The following is a 15878-nucleotide window of genomic DNA, read 5'->3' as shown; positions in this document are numbered from 1 at the left end:
GGTCTCGGCGTTCTTCAGCATCCCGTCCTGGTGGATGCCGCTCTCGTGGGCGAAGGCGTTCTTGCCGACGATGGCCTTGTTGAACTGCACCGGGAAGCCCGTGATGGCCGAGACGTAGCGGCTGGCGCGGGTGATGTGCTGGCTCTCGATCCCCGTGACATAGGGCAGCCGGTCGCCGCGGACCTTGAGGGCCATGACGATCTCTTCCAGGGCCGCGTTGCCCGCGCGCTCGCCGATGCCGTTGACGGCGCACTCGATCTGGCGCGCGCCGCCCTGGACGCCGGCGATGGAGTTGGCCACCGCCAGCCCCAGGTCGTTGTGGCAGTGGGTGGAGAAGATCACCTTGTCCGCTCCTGGGACGTTCTCGATCACGTCGCGGAACAGGTCGGCGTACTCGCTGGGATAGGTGTAGCCGACCGTGTCGGGCAGGTTGATCGTGCCCGCGCCGGCCCTGATCGCCGCCTCGATGCAGCGCAGCAGGAAGTCGCGCTCGGTGCGGGTGGCGTCCTCGGCCGACCACTCCACGTCGCCGCACAGGTTGCGGGCCAGGGTGACCGACTTGGTCACCATCTCCAGCACCTGCTCGGGCTCCATCTGCAGCTTCCACTTCATGTGGACCGGGCTGGTGGAGATGAAGGTGTGGATGCGGCCGCGCTTGGCCTTCTTCACCGCCTCGGCGCATCGCTCGATGTCGGCGGCGCCGGCGCGGGCCAGGCCGCAGACGGTGCTCTCGGTTACGATCTCGGAGATCGCGCGGACGGCCTCGAAGTCGCCGTTCGAGGCGATCGGGAAACCGGCCTCGATCACGTCGACCTTCATGTCCTCGAGGATCTTCGCCAGCTCCAGCTTTTCCTCGTGGCTCATCGAGGCGCCGGGCGACTGTTCGCCGTCGCGCATGGTGGTGTCGAAGATGATGACGCGGTCGCGTCCGGCCTGCGGATTGGCGGCGGACTCGGCCGGAACGGCGTCGTTTGCGGTCTGGGTCATTGTCTCTAGGTCTCTTCGCGGGATTTCAGTCTGCGGGCGGAGGCAGATCCCCTGAACGCCCGGCCGCGAACGCGCGCGTGCCTAGAGAGGCGCCCAGGGGCGGCTAAGCCCCAGCGAGAGAAGAAGCAGGCTGTCGAGCCGCGTGCGCATGGCGCTGCATCTACCGAAAGCCCAACCCAAGAGCAAGCATCTTGCGCCGGACGTGGCGAATAGGCGCGGCTTGGGCAGAACGTTGCGCCACCGCGCGATCAACCCTCTCCGCGCCGCCGCAGCCACGAGCGCGCGAACCAGCCCAGGGCCAGCCAGAGCAGCACCACGGCGACGATGACCAGGGCGTTCCGGCCGACATCGCCGCGCATGAGCTGGACGATGGAGGCGCCGGCGAAGGCGGTGAGCACGATCTTGGGCACGATGCCCAGGCCCGTGCCGGCCACGAAGTGCAGGGTCCGCATCGGCGTCACGCCGGCCGCCATGTTGACCACGATGAAAGGCGCCGAGGGCACGAGACGCACGATCAGGCTGGCGAGGAATCCGTTCTCGCCCACGAGCCGCATGAAGCGACGCACCCCCTCGCCGGAGAACCGCTCCAAGGTCTTCGCCCCGGCCGCCCGGCCCAGCCAGAAGCCCACCAGGGCCGACACCATGGTCCCGATCCAGCTGTAGGCGGCGCCCGCCAAGGGCCCGAACGCCACGACGGCGGCCGCGATCAGAACGATCTGGGGCGTGCCGATGAAGGCCAGTGCGGCGAAGGCGCCGATCGCCGCGGGCAACGCCCACGGTCCGCGCGTCGCGGTGAGCCAATGCTCCAGCGTCCGCTCGCCGTCCAGGCCGACCAGGGGCGCGCCGAACAGGAAGACCACACCCACCCCGCCGAACAGGACGAACGACACGAGAAGGGTCCGCCACGCCCTGGCGTCCATGTCCGAAAGGAAGGCCAGCAGCCGGCGCATCGCCGATGGGGTCGCGTGTTCGTCGCCCCGGGTCAACCCGCCGCGACCGGAAGCGCCCCTTATAAGGTTCTTACAGTTGTCCTCGCCGCCCCGCGCCGCATCCTGGCCCGCGTGACATAGACTGGGGACTGAATCTTGAAGAACACGCTCTTCGGGGCGCTGCTGGACGCCGAGGGCGCGGAGTCCGGCCTGCTCGCTCCCATGGAGACCTTCGCCGCTGCGGCGCCGGGGGTCCGAACAACGCGCGACGGAATCGCGATCGAGCAGATCCTGCGAGATCGCCCGGACGTCTTCCGCGCCTTCTACGACGCCTTCCACGGGGGCGGAAACGACCCTCACTCCAGCGCCTGGATCGAGCGCGTGGGCGGCACGACGGTCGAGGACTACGCCAACTACTGGTACGAACAGCACGGGCGCTGGGAAGGCTATGGTCAGGGTGGAAGCGGCGGGGCCTCCGCTCCGCTCGAAGACGGCGCGTTCGTCCTGCCGCCGGGCATCCTGGAGACCGGCCGAACCACCGTCGAAGGCTATCTGCTGAGCCAGATCCTCACCGAGAGGCCGGACGTCTTCCGCGCCTTCTTCACAGAGTTCTACGGTCCCAACAACGACCGGAACTCCACCGCCTGGGTCGACCGGGTGGGCGGGACGACCGTCGAGGACTACGCCAACTACTGGTGGGAGACCTATGGCCGCTGGAGCGGCTGGACCCCAGGCCAGGGCGGCAAGGACGGCGGAGGCGGCGGCGCCCTGCCGGACCCCGAGGACGAAGCGTCCGAAGATCCTCTGCCGAGCGAGGAGCCTCTCGTCTTCGAATTCACCGAGGACGGGATCGTCATGCGCCCGGCCCGACCCGACGACATCGTCGAGGGCGGTATCGTGGTGGGCCGGCGACCAAGCGACGAAGCCGGGGGGCAAGCGACACCCGGGGACGGCCCGGCGGACGCGACGGGCGGCTTCGACCTGTGGGCGGGCATGGCCCGCCCGCTGATCTACGAGCCGAGATCGGACGGTGGCTTCGACCTGCGGCCCGCGGCGGCCAATGAGTTCGTCGAGGACGGCGTCGTCGTCGGGTACGCGTTCTTCACGCCCGACCCTTTCGGCTGACCGAACGACGGCGCGAGGGCGGCGAGGTATGATTTCGCCGCCACGCCCGCGGCAGGCACGGCCCTCCCGGGCCATGACCTGCCAAGCGGCCGCGAAGAGCGGCTCCCCGCGGGTAGGAATGCGGCGCGGCTTGGGCTACACGGGCGCCGTCCTTTTCCAACCCTGATCGGGAGCCGACTCCGCCATGTCCCTGGAATCCGCCGCACTGGCCCGCGTGAAGCCGTCCGCCACCCTGGCGGCGGACGCGAAAGCCCGCGAGCTTCGGGCCCAGGGGAAAGACGTGATCGGCCTGGCCGCGGGCGAACCCGACTTCGACACGCCGGACAACATCAAGGACGCGGCCATCAAGGCCATCCGCGACGGCAAGACCAAGTACACGAACGTGGACGGCATTCCCGAGCTGAAGGAGGCCATCTGCGCCAAGTTCCAGCGCGAGAACGGCCTCGCCTACAAGCCCAGCCAGGTGAACGTGTCGCCGGGCGGCAAGCCGGTGATCTGGAACGCCCTGCTCGCGACCCTGAACCCGGGCGACGAGGTGATCGTGCCCACGCCGTACTGGGTCAGCTACTGGGACATCGTGCTGCTGGCCGGCGGCGCGCCGGTCGCGGTCTCCACGTCGGCCGACACCGGCTTCAAGGTCCGCCCCGCCGACCTGGAGCGGGCGATCACGCCGAAGACGAAGTGGATCATCCTGAACTCGCCGTCGAACCCGTCGGGCGCGGCCTATACGCGTGCTGAACTCAAGGCGCTGGCCGATGTGCTGCTGAAGCACCCGCACGTCTGGATCCTGACCGACGACATGTACGAGCACCTGGTGTTCGGCGACTTCGAATTCACCACCATCGCCCAGGTCGAGCCGGCCCTCTACGACCGTACGCTGACCATGAACGGGGTCTCCAAGGCCTACGCCATGACCGGTTGGCGCATCGGCTATGCGGCCGGTCCCGAGCCGCTCATCAAGGCGATGGCCAAGGTGATGAGCCAGACCACCTCGAATCCCTCGTCCATCTCGCAATGGGCGGCGGTCGAAGCGCTGAACGGCCCGCAGGACTTCATCAAGCCGAACGCGAAGCTCTTCGAGCAGCGCCGCGACCTCGTGGTCTCGATGCTCAACCAGGCCAACGGCATCCACTGCCCGACCCCGGAAGGCGCGTTCTACGTCTACCCGTCGTGCCAGGGCCTGATCGGCCGCACCGCGCCGTCCGGCAAGGTGATCGGCTCGGACGCCGACTTCGCCGTCGAACTTCTGGAGGCCGAGGGCGTGGCGGTCGTGTTCGGCGCGGCCTTCGGCCTCTCGCCGCACTTCCGGATCAGCTACGCCACGTCCAATGCGGCGCTGGAAGAGGCGTGCCAGCGGATCCAGCGCTTCTGCGCCAACGTGAAATAGAACCGCCGGCGGCGCGGCCCAGGCCGCGCCGCCGGCGCCTGAGGACTCCGGGCGTCTCGCGCCTCAGTGCTTTTCGCGCCAGGCGGCCTTGGCCGCGTCCTTGGTGAGATTCAGACAGACCTTCTCGTCGCGGACCATCTCGACCCAGCTCAGCGGGATCAGGTGATGCTTGAGGCCCGCGCCGAGATCCAGCTTGGCCAGCTCGATGTCGCCGCCCTGCACGTGATCCACCCGGCCGACGTGACCGCCGTCCGAACCGATCACTTCCATATGCTCGCGGATTTCCGACGCCTGGATCATGATCGTCTCCTCGTCTTCGGTTAAGGGGACGGGGTAACGGATCGCCAGAGCCGGGGTTTCAATGGCCGAGCTGATCAATCTCAACAAAGCGCGCAAGGCCCGCGGGAAATCCGCGGCCAAGGTCCGAGCCGCCGAGAACCGCGTGAAATTCGGACGCGCCAAGGGCGAGACGGCGGCGGCGAAGGTCGAGGCCGAACGCGCGCGCCGGGACCTCGACGGGAAGAAGCGCGAGGATTGAACGCTTCCCCCGAAGTCCGGCGACGTGACTAGGCCGCCTTCGGCAAGGCGCCGTTGCGAAGCTCTTCCGGGATGGAATCGTAGACGGTGGGCGGGGTGATCCCCAGGCGCCGGCGGGCAGACTCCAGAGGCTCCGCCATCAGGCGTTCGTAGTCCTCGCCCAGCAGCCACTTGGCGGCCTTGCCGCGCCGGTAGCCCTGCCAGATCGCCTTCGCATAGGGCTGCGAGCGGTCCTTGCGCGACCGGGACGCCGCCCCCACCGCGATCAACGCCCAACCCAGGCCCTTGGTCTGGGCGTAGGAAAAGGCCACCAGCGACGCCTCGCCCAGCGCATCACGGCCGTACCCCGACAGGATGTGCCAGATGTCGTGCACGTCGCGCGTGCGGCGGCCGAACCAGGCATAGGGGTGGGCGTTGTCCACGTCCTCGATCCCCTCGCGGCTCACGTCGGCCAGGCCGTCGGCCGAGAGCTGCTCGGACCGGATGAATTCCCGATAGGCGGCGCCGACGCTGCCCTCGGGCAGGCTGTCGAGCCAGGCGTCGTCCATGAGCCGGCGCGCGAACTCCTCGCGCGCGTAGGCGATCCGGCCGCCCTCCACGGTGGACAGCAGGCGCAGGTAACCCCGGGCGGTCGATCGCCCGTTCAACGCCCGCATGATCTCGAAGACCTGCCGCGTGTCCTCCTTGTCGGACAGCAGCTTCTGGAGCGCGCGGAACGCGTGGCCCCAGTCCATCTTCGTCGAGACGGGGCGCGGCGCGGGCGCACGGAATTCGGCGACGTCGGCGGTCATGGCCATAGGGGGGGAGGACCTCTGGTCTAAGCGGCGTTCCCACAAAGATGACGCATGCGTCATCTTTTTGCAAGGGCTTTTCGATTACACCACGCAGCCCGTAAACACGCGGCGTATGGCGACCTTGCGCAAACGCTCGCTCCTGCTCTCGGGCCACGCGACCTCCATCGCGCTGGAACCCGAGTTCTGGGCGGTGCTGGACCGCATGGCCGAAACCCGTGACTCGAGCGTCCCCTCGCCTCGGCCTGCCGTGTGGCGGCCCTGGCGTTCGTGCAGGAGACCGGGCCCGGCGAGGGCTGACGGCGGCCTCGTCACCCCGCGCCGCTCTCCACGAACCGCTCCAGCGCGCCGGCGTGGCCGATGGCGAGGGGCGCGACCCAGGCGCCCGCCTCCAGGTCTCCGGTCGAGAAGCCGTCGAAAGCGGCCCAGCCGTCTCCGCGACGTTCCATCGCGTGCAGCCCGGCGGCCAGCACCAGCGCCGTTCCACCCGCCACGTCCCAGATGTTGGGCCGCTCGAACCACGCCATCTGCAGCAGGCCCGCAGCCACAAAGGCGCATTCTATGGCCGCCGAGCCGGTCTTGCGGCCGTCCCAGCCCTGCGTCGAATGTTCAGAGGCCCAGGGTTCGCCGCCCAGCCGACGCCGGATAGCGGGGTTCGGCCGAACGTCCAGCGGAACGCCGTTGAAGCGAACGCCGCCGTCGCCCGCAGAGGCGCCGTGGTATACGCCGGGCTCCAGCGCATGGCTGGCGCTGCACCAGACCGCCCCCGCCACCGGCCAGCCGCGGTAGAGCACGCCCACCGACGAGGCGAACAGGGGAAAGCCGTTGATGAAGTTGGCGGTCCCGTCGATCGGATCGACCGCCCACAGGAAATCGTGACCCAGTCCGGGCCGATGGTCGATCTCCTCGCCGACGATGTCGTGCCGCGGGAAGCGCTCGGCCAGGCGTTCCCGGATCAAGGCCTCGACCCGGGCGTCCACCTCGGAGACCGGGTCGCGGAAAGTCGCCGGACCACCCTCTACGCCCTCACCCTCCATACCCTTGTATTTCACGCGCAGAAGCCCGCCCAGCGCCGCCCGGATCTCGGCGCCGCCCAATTGGGCGAGTTCCACCGCCACGGCCTCGATCTCGCGCAGGAGCGACTCGTCCGGGAGGGGCGATCTCGTCGTCACCGCCGCCGCCCGGGCTTGAGGACCTTCACCCAGGACGGCCGGAGCCGGACATCCACCTCGCCCGCGAGGCTCTCGTCGGGCGAGCGGTCGTCCAGGCGGAAGGGCCGGTCATGGACCGTCAGCCGCGCGGCCCGCGTCGTCCGCGCGCCCAGGGGCGGGCGTGTATTGTCGGGCTGCTCGGCCCAGGCCAGCAGCGCGTCGCGGTCGTCGGGGGTCACGATCACCACGTCCAGAAGGCCGTCTCCGGCCGATCCGCTGCTGGACAGCCCCAGCCGGGAGCCGACGACGGGGACGTTCAGCACCTCGACCATCAGGCAGGGCCCCGCCCACGACCATCCGTCCGCGTCGATCGCGCAGGGAAAGGGGTCGGCCTGGCGCAGGGCGGCGCAGAACGCGGCGCGTCCGTTCGCCTGCTTCTCGACGGCGGTCCTGGGCTGTTCCTCGGCCGCCTCGGCCGCCTCGGTCAGGACCCCCGATCCGACCGCCTCCACGAACGGTCGCCGGCCCCAAGGGCCATCCGCCTCGCCGCGATCCAGCCGGGTCCAGGCGTCCAGCGACCACCGCGCGGGAAGGTCGCGCCAATCGGCGTCCACACCCAGGGCGAGGGCGATGTTGTTCGATCCGCCCAGCGGCAGGATGCCCACGGGAATCTCCACGTTCTCCAGCCCCGAGACCACGTCCGCCACGGTGCCGTCGCCGCCGGCCGCCACCACGAGGTCGAAGCCGCGGGCCAGGGCGGCGCCCAGATCCTCGTCGCGATGCGAACAGTAGGCCACGTCGAACCCGGCGCTCTCGAGCACCGCCTCCAGCGCCGCTCGCGGAACGGGCCGCGTCCCTGAAGAGGCGTTGTGGACCAGGAGCGCGCGCATCGACCCTCGGAGAAAACAGACGACGTCGATCCTAAAGCGCGGATCGGCCGCCGCGTTCCCGCCCCACGCCCGCCCCACGGCCGCACAGGGGCCGGCGCAGCATGAGAGGCCCGCAACGCCAGCGCCCGCGGCCGCCAATTCATACGCGTGCACGTCTTTCATACGCGTATGACTTCGCCCATATATCCGCCACGGTTTCCAACCTAGACAGAGGCCCATGCGCAACCACCTTCGCACCTTCACCCTGCTGGCCGTGATGACCGCCCTGTTCGTGGGCGTGGGCTATGCCGTGGGCGGCCCCACCGGCATGCTGATCGCGCTCGTCTTCGCGGGCGGGATGAACCTGTTCAGCTACTGGAACGCCGACAAGATCGTGCTCAGGATGTACCGGGCGACCGAGGTCGACGCCTCGCATCCCGAGCCGCTGATCCGGAACTACGTGAGCGACGTGCTGGAGCTGGCGGCGCGCGCGAACATGCCGGCGCCGAAGATCTATGTGATCGACCAGGACCAGCCGAACGCCTTCGCCACCGGCCGCGACCCGCAGCACGCCGCCGTCGCCGCCACGCGCGGCCTGCTGGGCCTGCTGGACCGGCGCGAGATCCGCGGCGTGATGGCCCACGAACTGGCGCACGTGAAGAACCGCGACACCCTGACGATGACGATCACGGCCACCATCGCCGGCGCCGTAGGCGCACTGGCCAACTTCGCGTTCTTCTTCGGCGGGCGCGACGCCGAGGGGCGGCCGGGCAACATGATCGCGGGCCTGGCCATGATGATCATCGCGCCGATGGCGGCGGGCCTGGTCCAGATGGCCATCAGCCGTGCGCGCGAATACGAGGCCGACCGCGAAGGCGCCGAGATGAGCGGCGATCCTCAGGCGCTGGCCTCGGCCCTGCAGAAGATCGAGGCCTACGCCAAGGGCGGCTATCACAACCCCGACGCCGAGCGGAATCCGGCCACGGCGCACATGTTCATCATCAACCCGCTGGCGGGCGGCGGCGCCGACAACCTGTTCTCGACCCACCCGGCCACCCAGAACCGCGTGCGCGCTCTCATGGAGATGACCGGCCGCGCAGCGCCGCTTAAGGGCCGTGGCGACGGCCCCGGTCGCGGTCCCGGCTCCAGCTCCGGGCGCGGGACGGCCGTGCCGGTGACCGGCGCACGGCGCACCGGCCCCTGGTCGTAGCGCCTACTTGAGCCCCGCGAGCGGCCGCGCCTTCTCGGACCCGCCGATGAGGGCGCGCGCCTCGGCCACGGCCTTGGCCGTCTCGGTCTTGCCCTCGGCGATCTCGTCGGCCAGCCCCATCAGCTTGGGGCCCGTGACCGAGCCGGCGTTCGCCTCCTCGGTGACGCGCACGCCGCCGTCCCTGGCGATCGCCTGATCCCAGGCGCGGCGGACCTCGGCCCAGTAGTCCCTGGTCTTGGCCCAGTAGCTGTCGGCCGCGGCGACGGGATATTCGTCGAACCGGTTGTAGGTGTTGGTCACCACCTCGTGGACGTAGGTGACGGGCCTGCCGTCGCGCACGCCGACCTTGGCGTTGTCCTGCTCGTGCACCCAGCCCTTGGGCGTCAGCGCATGGCGGTTCACGCCGACGTACCAGGTGTAGGCGGGATGTCGCACGGCGTCGCGACGCGCCAGCGGCCGCAGGGTCGGGCCGCTCTGCCATTTGGCCACGCCGTGGTCGTAGGTCCAGCGGCCCACGCCGCCGTAGCGGGGGGAGTCGTCGGTCTGCCACACGGTCTGCGACCAGGCGCCCTTGCGCTCGGCGGCGGACACCGGCTTCAGCGTCCAGCGGCCCGAGCTTTCGTAGACCACCACCTTGGCCGGCTGCCACGTCCAGTCCTGGCGCCAGTGCTTCACGATCACCGGCTTCTCGTTCTCGTCCTCGACCACCAGGAGGTGCTGGAGGCTGATGACGTCGCCGCGATCCTCGATCACCCGCACCGACTCGTAGCCGCCGCTGCGCTTGGGATCGAGCGGCGTGTAGTCGTCCACGAACGGCGTGGTCTCGCGCATGTCGAAGCGCACGCGATAGTCGCCGGCCATGCCCAGGATCGACTGGCGGTCCTGTTCCGGCGGCTTGCCGACCGCATGCGCAGCGGCGGGAAGCGCGAAGCTGGCCGCGAAGGCCAGGACGAGGCAGGTGCGGCGGGTGGCGGTCATGGCGTCCATCATCGTCAGAAGTCGTAGGTGAGGGAAAGCGAGAGGTTGCGGCCGGGCTGCGTATAGGCGTCGCGGGCCACCGACGTGGAGCTGAGGCCGCGCACGTCGTTCCACCAGGCGTACTTCTCGTCGGAGACGTTGAAGACCCCGCCGCGCAGCGTCAGGTCGTCGGCCACGCGCCAGAAGGCGGTGACGTCCACGACGGTGAAGGCGTTCGGCCGCCAGCAGGTGGGCGCGCAGGCCTGGGCCACGCGGCTGGCCGACTTGCGCTCGGAGCGGACCACGGTGATCTCGCCGCCGAACCGCCGGGCCGGATCGCGCCAGCTCACCCCGGCGGTGACCTTGATCGGATCGATGCTGTCCAGCGGAGCCTTGGCCGGCGTGTAGCTGTCGCCCGTCGCGTAGGCGGCGCCCAGGAAGACGCCCAGGCCGTGGTCGAGCTGGAACCGCGCACGTCCCTCGATCCCGCGGATCTTCACCTTGGCCCGGTTCACGAACTGGAAGACGCCCGGGTTGGCGGGCGTGAAGTTCCCCGCCACCTGAACCTGTTCGATGAAGTTGCGGTACTCGGCCGAGAAGGCCGTCACTTCGGCGATCCACATGGGCGTGACCCAGCGCGCGCCGCCCTCGAAGGCCTCGCTGGTCTCGGGCTTCAGGTCGGGGTTCGGCTCGGAGCGATAATTCTGGATCGGGTTGGAGAAGGCGTTGTTCACCTGGCTGGGCGACGGCGCCTTGAAGCCGTGGGCGTAGTTGAAGAACAGCCGCACCGGCTCGGCCGGCTCGAACACGACCCCCAACTTCGGCGAGAGGCGGCCGTCGTCCGACTTGCTGGGCGCGAAGCCCACCAGCAAGGCGTCGGCCTTCGGGTCCAGCTTGTACCAGTCGTAGCGCAGCGCGGGGTACAACGTCAGGCGGCCGTCCAGGAGGGCGATCTCGTCCTGCAGGAAGGCGCCGATCAGGGTGTAGTCGGTGTTGGGGAAGGCGCGCTGCGGGAAGGGCTCGCCGACCGGCGGCACGGTTCCGTCGCGCAGACCCGTCTGGCGCGTGCGCGAGACGTCGGCGCCGAAGATCAGGTGGTGGATCCCGAACCGGCTGTCGACCTGGGCCGAGGCGCCGTAGACGCGGTTGTCGAAGGTGTTGAGGCGGGTCCGGTCGGCCGAGGTGAACCGGTCCTCCGCGGTGAACTCCACCGTCGTGCTGTCCTGCCAGTAGGCGCCCCACACCAGCCGCTCGACCGGGCCGCCCTCGAAGGTGATCCGCTGATCCAGCATGACGCGGTCGCGCTCGATGTCGTCGGCGGCGGCCAGGCCGATCACCGAGGTCGCCGCGAGCGGCGGCTTGGCGATGCCGGAGAGAACGGTCGTCTTGATGTCGCGATGATAGTGCTCGGCGGTGAGACGGATGCGGTTGTTGTCAGAGGCGTCGAACACCAGCTTGCCCAGCACCGACCGGGTCAGGATGTCCTGCGGGTTGGCGGTGGTGCGGTCGGTGTTGGCCGCGTCGTTCGAGCCGCGCGTCTCCTGCTCATGGCCGGCTCGGTAGGTGTAGGCGATCATGCCCGAGAGCCGACCCTGACGGCCCGCGCCGACGACCGTACCGCCGACGCTGGCGTCCGACGAGCCATAGGCGCCGCGCACGCGCCCGCCGAAATCACGGCCCTTCAGGAAGTCCTCGGGGTCCTTGGTGACGAAGCTGACCGCCCCCGCGACGCCGTCCGAGCCGTACAGCGCCGAAGCCGGTCCTCGCAGGATCTCCACCGACTTCATCAGGTCGAGGTCCTGGTAGTCGCCCCGGCCCACCGCCTGGGCTCCGAAGGTGAAGCCGTCGGGCACGCGCACACCGTCGAGCTGGATCAGCACCCGGTTCCCGTCGAGGCCCCGGATATTGAAGCCGGCGTTGCCGTCGCGGCCCGTCGTGCCCAGCGCCGCGCCGAAGCGTGTGGGACTGGAGCGGACCGAGACGCCGGGCTCGAACTTCGCCAGGTCCTTGATGTCGAACGACAGTCGGTCCTCGATCTCGGCGTCGGTGATGACGCTGACGGTGACCGGCAATTCGCTCTGGGGCTTTTCGGTCCGCGAGCCGATGACGGACACCGGATCGACGGTGACCCCGCCCGCGTCGTCCGCCGCTCCCTCCGCGCCGGCGGGTGAGGCGGTCGCCATGACCAGGGCGGAAGCCATGCCGAACAGGGCAAGACGCATCTGCGAGTTCTCCGGAAGCTGAAGCTCCCGCGCTCTTATTGCGACTTATTCGCAGAATCAATCGCAATAAGGCCTGTGGATATTTCGCCCGTGCGACACTTTGGCCATGACGCAATTTCGCCGGCTTGTGCCATAAATACTATTGGAAGTAGAGCTGAGACCGTCGGGACGCGGGCTTTTCTTAACCTTACCGCGAACCGATACAACCTCCGCGATTGGTACGAATCCGTGCGGTCGCGGGATCGGCCTGTTCCGATGGAAATCGGTCACCGGTGAGCCCGCGCGCCATGCAGACCTTCCACCACACGCTCGATATCGAAGCGCCGCCCTCTGAAGTCTGGCGCGTCCTGACCAATCCCGAACTGGTCCGCGAATGGGCCTCGGCCTACACGGACGGCCTCTCGATCCGGACCTCGTGGCGGGAAGGCGATTCCGTCGCTTGGAAGGAGCCGGGCGGCGCGACCCGGGCCGCCGGCCGCGTGGCGGCGTTCGAACCGGGCCGCCGCCTGAGCTTCGAGTACGACGAGGGGCGGGTCGCGCCCGAGGGTCGCTCGTTCTGCGAAACCTTCGAGATTTCGGAAGTCGACCACGGCACCCGCCTGGATTTCATCACCGGACCGCTGGACGACATCGGGGCCGCCGCGCTGAAGCGGCCGGCCGAAGCGGCGATCCGTGAGATCAAGAGTCTCGCCGAGGAATCGGCTCAGATTCGCCGCCTGCGCTGACGGCCGCCGCCTCGGAGACCGTTCGTCGCGCGGTTCGCCGCGCCGGACGGCCCCACCGGCCCCGCCCTAGCCAGAGACCCCGAGGCCTGCCAAATCGAAGACGCAGCCATACGGAGTCTTCCATGCGTTTCCTGACCGCCGCGGCGGTCGCGGCCCTCTTCGCGACCGCCGCCCTCCCCCCGACGGCCCAGGCCCGGCCGATCCGCTTCTCCGCCGAGATCCCGACGTCCGGCGTGCTCGTGGTGCCCGCCGCCGGCGAGACGGACCTGGCCCTGCGCGCGCCCGGCCTGGACGCGACGACCCGCGCGGCCGTGTCCCGCGGCCTCGCCGCCGCCAAGTTCGACTACAAGGCCGGCTCCAGCCTGACCTTCCGCAGCCTGGGCGGCTACGACGAGATCGTCGTCCTGGGCGCCGCACCGGCGGCGGGTCAACTCAGCGCGCTGGAGCTGCGCAAGCTGGGCGTCGCGGCCGCCCGCACGACAGCCCAGGCCTCTTCGCCCGCCGCCCTCGCCTCGACGGGCCTGCCCGCCCCCGACGAGGCCGCGCTGGGCGTCGCGCTGGGCGCCTACGCCTTCGACCTCTACAAATCCGGCTCCAGAAGCGAGGCCAGCGCGCAGCCCACGCCGTTCGTGATCGCGGGATCCGGCGCGACGGCGGCCCAGGCGGCCTGGAGCCGGCGCGGCGGCGCCCTGGCCGAGGGCGTCGGCTTCGCCCGCGACCTCATCGCCGAGCCGCCGAACGTCCTCTATCCGGAAGTCTTCGCCGAGCGCACCCGTGCGGCCTTCAAGGGCGTCTCCGGCACGACGGTCGAGGTCCTCGACGTCGCGGCGATGGAGAAGCTGGGCATGGGCGCGATCCTGAGCGTCGGCCAGGGTTCGGTCCGGCCGCCGCGCATGGTGATCGTGACCTACAAGGGCCCAGGCGCCCCGGACCGTCCGCTGGCGATCACCGGCAAGGGGATCACCTTCGACACCGGCGGCATCTCGATCAAGCCGGGCGCCAACATGTGGAAGATGAAGGGCGACATGGCGGGCGCGGCGGCGGCCATGGGCGCCGTGCTGTCGCTGGCCAAGTCGAACGCCCCGGTCCATGTGGTGGCCGTCGCCGCCCTGGCCGAGAACATGCCCGGCGGATCGGCCGCGCGTCCCGGCGACGTGGTGCGCGCGCACAACGGCCGGACCATCGAGCGCCTGAACACCGACGCCGAGGGCCGGATCGTACTGGCCGACGCCACCGCCTATGCTCAGAGCCGCTTCAAGCCGGCCGCGATCGTAAACGTGGCCACCCTGACCGGCGCGGTCGGATCGGCGCTGGGCGACGAATACGCCGGCCTGTTCAGCCGCCACGACGGCCTGGCCGCCCAGGTCGAAGCCGCGGCGAACGCCACCGGCGAGTCGGTGTGGCGCCTGCCGATGCACCCGAGCTACGCCAAGGATGTGGATTCGCCCGTCGCTGACATCCGCGACATCTCGCTGGCGCCCAGCGCGGGCGCCGGCATCGGCGCCCATGTGATCGGCTACTTCGCGGACCCGACCACGCCGTGGGCGCACCTGGACATCGCCGGGGTGAGCTGGGCCGACAGCGACAGGCCGCTGGGACCGAAGGGAGGTCAGGGCTTCGGCGTGATGCTGCTGGACGAACTGGCGCGCAACTTCGATTCCACCCGCGCCGCCGAACCCGCCAGAGCGGGCGACTGACGGACGACGAAGGCCGCCGCAGATTGGGGCGGCCTTCCATCCTTGGCCCGGATCCTTTGCCGGATCCGTTGGCCCGGAAGGCCGGATCGGGCAATCTGGCGACTCGATGCCCGACGAACGCAAGAACGACCGCTATGGCCTCCGGCGCGATCCCGCCGGGTGGACCGTCTATGTCATCTGGACGACCGAACCCGCGATCGTGGGCGGCGTCGCGCAGACCGGCCTGTCGGAGGACGACGCCCGGCACATGGCGGGACTGCTCAACACCCAGTCGCGGCGCGGCGACTCGTCGATGCGGCGGAGCTGAAGCGGCGGCTATTCCCGCCGAAGCACGCTTTCGGTGAGCACATTGCCCCACATGTTGGTGCGGAACTCCGCCTTCATGGCCGCAGGGTCGTAAAGCGGGCTCTCAACCCATTCGATGAAGCTCATGCCCCGCGGCTCGCCTTCGGTGAGGTAGCGGGCGAACACATAGTCCAGCACCCCCGTCTTCCCGTGCCGGATGTGGAGGTACCGGAGCGAGAGCTGCTCCATCGCCTGCCGGATCGGCTGGCCCTTCCGGAAATGCATGTAGAAGGCGCTCATGATCCCGGCCCGGTCCGCGCCGGACTTGCAGTGCAGCAGGGCCGGATACTCCAGCGTCTCGAACAGCGCCCTGGCGCCCAGCACGCGCTCGCGCGACGGGACCTCGCGGGAGGTGATGGTGAAGTTCACGAAGTTCAGCCCCAGCCGCTCGCAGGCGTCTTTCTCCAGGGCGTGGAAACTGGCGTCGAAGCCGCCGCGCAGGTTCACGATGGTGCGGATCCCCCGGTCCTTCCACGCCGAGATCTGATGCGGCCACGGCTGGTTGGCCCGCACCAGCTCCTCCGAGATCCAGTGCGCGTTGGAAAATCCCAGCCGCAGGTAGGCATGGTCGTTCCACATATAGTCGGCATAGGTCGCCGCGCGCCCGAGCGGGCTCGAGAGATCGAAGCGGGCCGGCGGGGAGGCGCTGTCCATGCCGCCTAAGTAGGGGCGCCCGCCGCCGCGGGAAAGGCGGCTCCGCGTCACCGACAATCGTGACGCCCCCGTCATCTTCCTTGACTGATCACCGTTCAGATCGCATGGTGGCGGCCATAACGATCAAGGTGAGGAGCACTGCATGGCCGCCGACGGCAACATCACCAAGGACATCATCTACGACGCCGTCGCGCCCGACGACTTCGAGTCGATGCTGGAGCTCGACCGCTACAACAACCGCTCGACCGCCTTCGACAAGATCATCTCGGCGACCCACGACCACTTCTGGGAT

The 15878-nt window shown here is 69.6% G+C and carries 16 protein-coding genes and 2 pseudogenes; 9 read left to right on the top strand and 9 right to left on the bottom strand.

What is annotated here, in order from left to right:
• Together ABS78_RS23380 and ABS78_RS23375 are read right to left on the bottom strand one after the other, a co-directional pair.
• The coding region (locus ABS78_RS23380) for a 2-isopropylmalate synthase (protein ID WP_293385493.1) at positions 1 to 987 on the bottom strand (987 nt) is incomplete at its 3' end.
• A 248-nt stretch (positions 988 to 1235) separates the two neighbouring features.
• Entirely contained in the window at positions 1236 to 1937 is a 702-nt protein-coding gene (locus ABS78_RS23375; RefSeq protein WP_293385490.1) for a TVP38/TMEM64 family protein, read from the bottom strand.
• Positions 1938 to 2072: 135 nt separating this feature from the next.
• Here ABS78_RS23375 and ABS78_RS23370 point away from each other — a divergent pair, with 135 nt between their 5' ends.
• Both ABS78_RS23370 and ABS78_RS23365 read left to right on the top strand, forming a co-directional pair.
• Positions 2073 to 3041 carry a hypothetical protein gene (locus tag ABS78_RS23370; protein WP_293385487.1) on the top strand — a complete coding sequence of 323 codons (969 nt, stop codon included), beginning with the start codon at positions 2073 to 2075 and terminating at the stop codon, positions 3039 to 3041.
• A gap of 184 nt (positions 3042 to 3225) precedes the next feature.
• On the top strand, positions 3226 to 4428 hold the full coding sequence (locus ABS78_RS23365) for a pyridoxal phosphate-dependent aminotransferase (RefSeq protein ID WP_293385484.1): 1203 nt from the start codon (positions 3226 to 3228) through the stop codon (positions 4426 to 4428).
• 63 nt (positions 4429 to 4491) lie between these two features.
• Here the strand turns inward: ABS78_RS23365 and ABS78_RS23360 are convergent, their stop codons facing one another.
• A complete protein-coding gene (locus tag ABS78_RS23360) occupies positions 4492 to 4728 on the bottom strand; it encodes a DUF2171 domain-containing protein (RefSeq protein ID WP_293385481.1) in 237 nt (78 codons plus the stop codon).
• Positions 4729 to 4789: 61 nt separating this feature from the next.
• Between ABS78_RS23360 and ABS78_RS23355 the strand changes: the two genes are divergently transcribed.
• The gene (locus ABS78_RS23355; RefSeq protein WP_293385478.1) at positions 4790 to 4966 is read left to right on the top strand and encodes a DUF4169 family protein; all 177 of its coding nucleotides are present in this window, start codon (positions 4790 to 4792) and stop codon (positions 4964 to 4966) included.
• A 28-nt stretch (positions 4967 to 4994) separates the two neighbouring features.
• Here ABS78_RS23355 and ABS78_RS23350 read toward each other — a convergent pair whose 3' ends face one another.
• A complete protein-coding gene (locus ABS78_RS23350; RefSeq protein WP_293385475.1) occupies positions 4995 to 5762 on the bottom strand; it encodes a Coq4 family protein in 768 nt (255 codons plus the stop codon).
• Here ABS78_RS23350 and ABS78_RS23995 point away from each other — a divergent pair.
• Positions 5755 to 5940, top strand: a pseudogene (locus ABS78_RS23995) (hypothetical protein); the annotation flags it as partial. The gene ABS78_RS23350 and the pseudogene ABS78_RS23995 sit on opposite strands and share 8 nt — an antisense overlap.
• A 127-nt stretch (positions 5941 to 6067) precedes the next feature.
• Here the strand turns inward: ABS78_RS23995 and ABS78_RS23340 are convergent.
• Both ABS78_RS23340 and ABS78_RS23335 read right to left on the bottom strand, forming a co-directional pair.
• A complete protein-coding gene (locus ABS78_RS23340; protein WP_293385472.1) occupies positions 6068 to 6928 on the bottom strand; it encodes an inositol monophosphatase in 861 nt (286 codons plus the stop codon).
• On the bottom strand, positions 6925 to 7797 hold the full coding sequence (locus tag ABS78_RS23335; RefSeq protein ID WP_293385469.1) for a diacylglycerol kinase family protein: 873 nt from the start codon (positions 7795 to 7797) through the stop codon (positions 6925 to 6927). The genes ABS78_RS23340 and ABS78_RS23335 overlap by 4 nt, the downstream gene beginning before the upstream one ends.
• 217 nt (positions 7798 to 8014) lie before the next feature.
• Between ABS78_RS23335 and htpX the strand changes: the two genes are divergently transcribed.
• The gene (gene htpX, locus ABS78_RS23330) at positions 8015 to 8986 is read left to right on the top strand and encodes a zinc metalloprotease HtpX (protein WP_293385466.1); all 972 of its coding nucleotides are present in this window, start codon (positions 8015 to 8017) and stop codon (positions 8984 to 8986) included.
• A gap of 3 nt (positions 8987 to 8989) precedes the next feature.
• Here htpX and ABS78_RS23325 read toward each other — a convergent pair whose 3' ends face one another.
• Positions 8990 to 9964, bottom strand: a complete 975-nt coding sequence (locus ABS78_RS23325; RefSeq protein WP_293385463.1) for a DUF6607 family protein — start codon at positions 9962 to 9964, stop codon at positions 8990 to 8992.
• A 14-nt stretch (positions 9965 to 9978) separates the two neighbouring features.
• The gene (locus tag ABS78_RS23320; protein WP_293385460.1) at positions 9979 to 12165 is read right to left on the bottom strand and encodes a TonB-dependent hemoglobin/transferrin/lactoferrin family receptor; all 2187 of its coding nucleotides are present in this window, start codon (positions 12163 to 12165) and stop codon (positions 9979 to 9981) included.
• A gap of 272 nt (positions 12166 to 12437) precedes the next feature.
• Here ABS78_RS23320 and ABS78_RS23315 point away from each other — a divergent pair, with 272 nt between their 5' ends.
• The 3 genes from ABS78_RS23315 (at position 12438) to ABS78_RS23305 (ending at position 14894) form a co-directional block, all read left to right on the top strand.
• Positions 12438 to 12890 (top strand): SRPBCC domain-containing protein, encoded by a 453-nt coding sequence (locus ABS78_RS23315; protein ID WP_293385457.1) that lies wholly within the window; start codon positions 12438 to 12440, stop codon positions 12888 to 12890.
• Between the two features lie 122 nt (positions 12891 to 13012).
• A complete protein-coding gene (locus tag ABS78_RS23310; RefSeq protein WP_293385454.1) occupies positions 13013 to 14587 on the top strand; it encodes a leucyl aminopeptidase in 1575 nt (524 codons plus the stop codon).
• 106 nt (positions 14588 to 14693) lie between these two features.
• Positions 14694 to 14894: a hypothetical protein gene (locus ABS78_RS23305; protein ID WP_293385451.1), complete on the top strand. Its 201-nt coding sequence runs from the start codon at positions 14694 to 14696 to the stop codon at positions 14892 to 14894.
• 8 nt (positions 14895 to 14902) lie between these two features.
• Here ABS78_RS23305 and ABS78_RS23300 read toward each other — a convergent pair whose 3' ends face one another.
• A complete protein-coding gene (locus ABS78_RS23300) occupies positions 14903 to 15586 on the bottom strand; it encodes a sulfur transferase domain-containing protein (protein WP_293385448.1) in 684 nt (227 codons plus the stop codon).
• 142 nt (positions 15587 to 15728) lie between these two features.
• Between ABS78_RS23300 and ABS78_RS23295 the strand changes: the two are divergent.
• Positions 15729 to 15878, top strand: a pseudogene (locus ABS78_RS23295) (ferritin-like domain-containing protein); the annotation flags it as partial.

The sequence above is a fragment of the Phenylobacterium sp. SCN 70-31 genome (genome assembly GCF_001724605.1).
GTDB lineage: Bacteria > Pseudomonadota > Alphaproteobacteria > Caulobacterales > Caulobacteraceae > Phenylobacterium.
This window is presented reverse-complemented; position numbering and strand designations above follow the sequence as displayed.

Coding starts and splice junctions, on each gene's coding strand:
- ABS78_RS23375 (WP_293385490.1), bottom strand. CDS start 1,937: ATGCGCCGGCTGCTGGCCTTCCTTTCGGACATGGACGCCAGGGCGTGG.
- htpX (WP_293385466.1), top strand. CDS start 8,015: ATGCGCAACCACCTTCGCACCTTCACCCTGCTGGCCGTGATGACCGCC.
- ABS78_RS23355 (WP_293385478.1), top strand. CDS start 4,790: ATGGCCGAGCTGATCAATCTCAACAAAGCGCGCAAGGCCCGCGGGAAA.
- ABS78_RS23320 (WP_293385460.1), bottom strand. CDS start 12,165: ATGCGTCTTGCCCTGTTCGGCATGGCTTCCGCCCTGGTCATGGCGACC.
- ABS78_RS23365 (WP_293385484.1), top strand. CDS start 3,226: ATGTCCCTGGAATCCGCCGCACTGGCCCGCGTGAAGCCGTCCGCCACC.
- ABS78_RS23335 (WP_293385469.1), bottom strand. CDS start 7,797: ATGCGCGCGCTCCTGGTCCACAACGCCTCTTCAGGGACGCGGCCCGTT.
- ABS78_RS23310 (WP_293385454.1), top strand. CDS start 13,013: ATGCGTTTCCTGACCGCCGCGGCGGTCGCGGCCCTCTTCGCGACCGCC.
- ABS78_RS23300 (WP_293385448.1), bottom strand. CDS start 15,586: ATGGACAGCGCCTCCCCGCCGGCCCGCTTCGATCTCTCGAGCCCGCTC.
- ABS78_RS23305 (WP_293385451.1), top strand. CDS start 14,694: ATGCCCGACGAACGCAAGAACGACCGCTATGGCCTCCGGCGCGATCCC.
- ABS78_RS23350 (WP_293385475.1), bottom strand. CDS start 5,762: ATGGCCATGACCGCCGACGTCGCCGAATTCCGTGCGCCCGCGCCGCGC.
- ABS78_RS23325 (WP_293385463.1), bottom strand. CDS start 9,964: ATGACCGCCACCCGCCGCACCTGCCTCGTCCTGGCCTTCGCGGCCAGC.
- ABS78_RS23360 (WP_293385481.1), bottom strand. CDS start 4,728: ATGATCCAGGCGTCGGAAATCCGCGAGCATATGGAAGTGATCGGTTCG.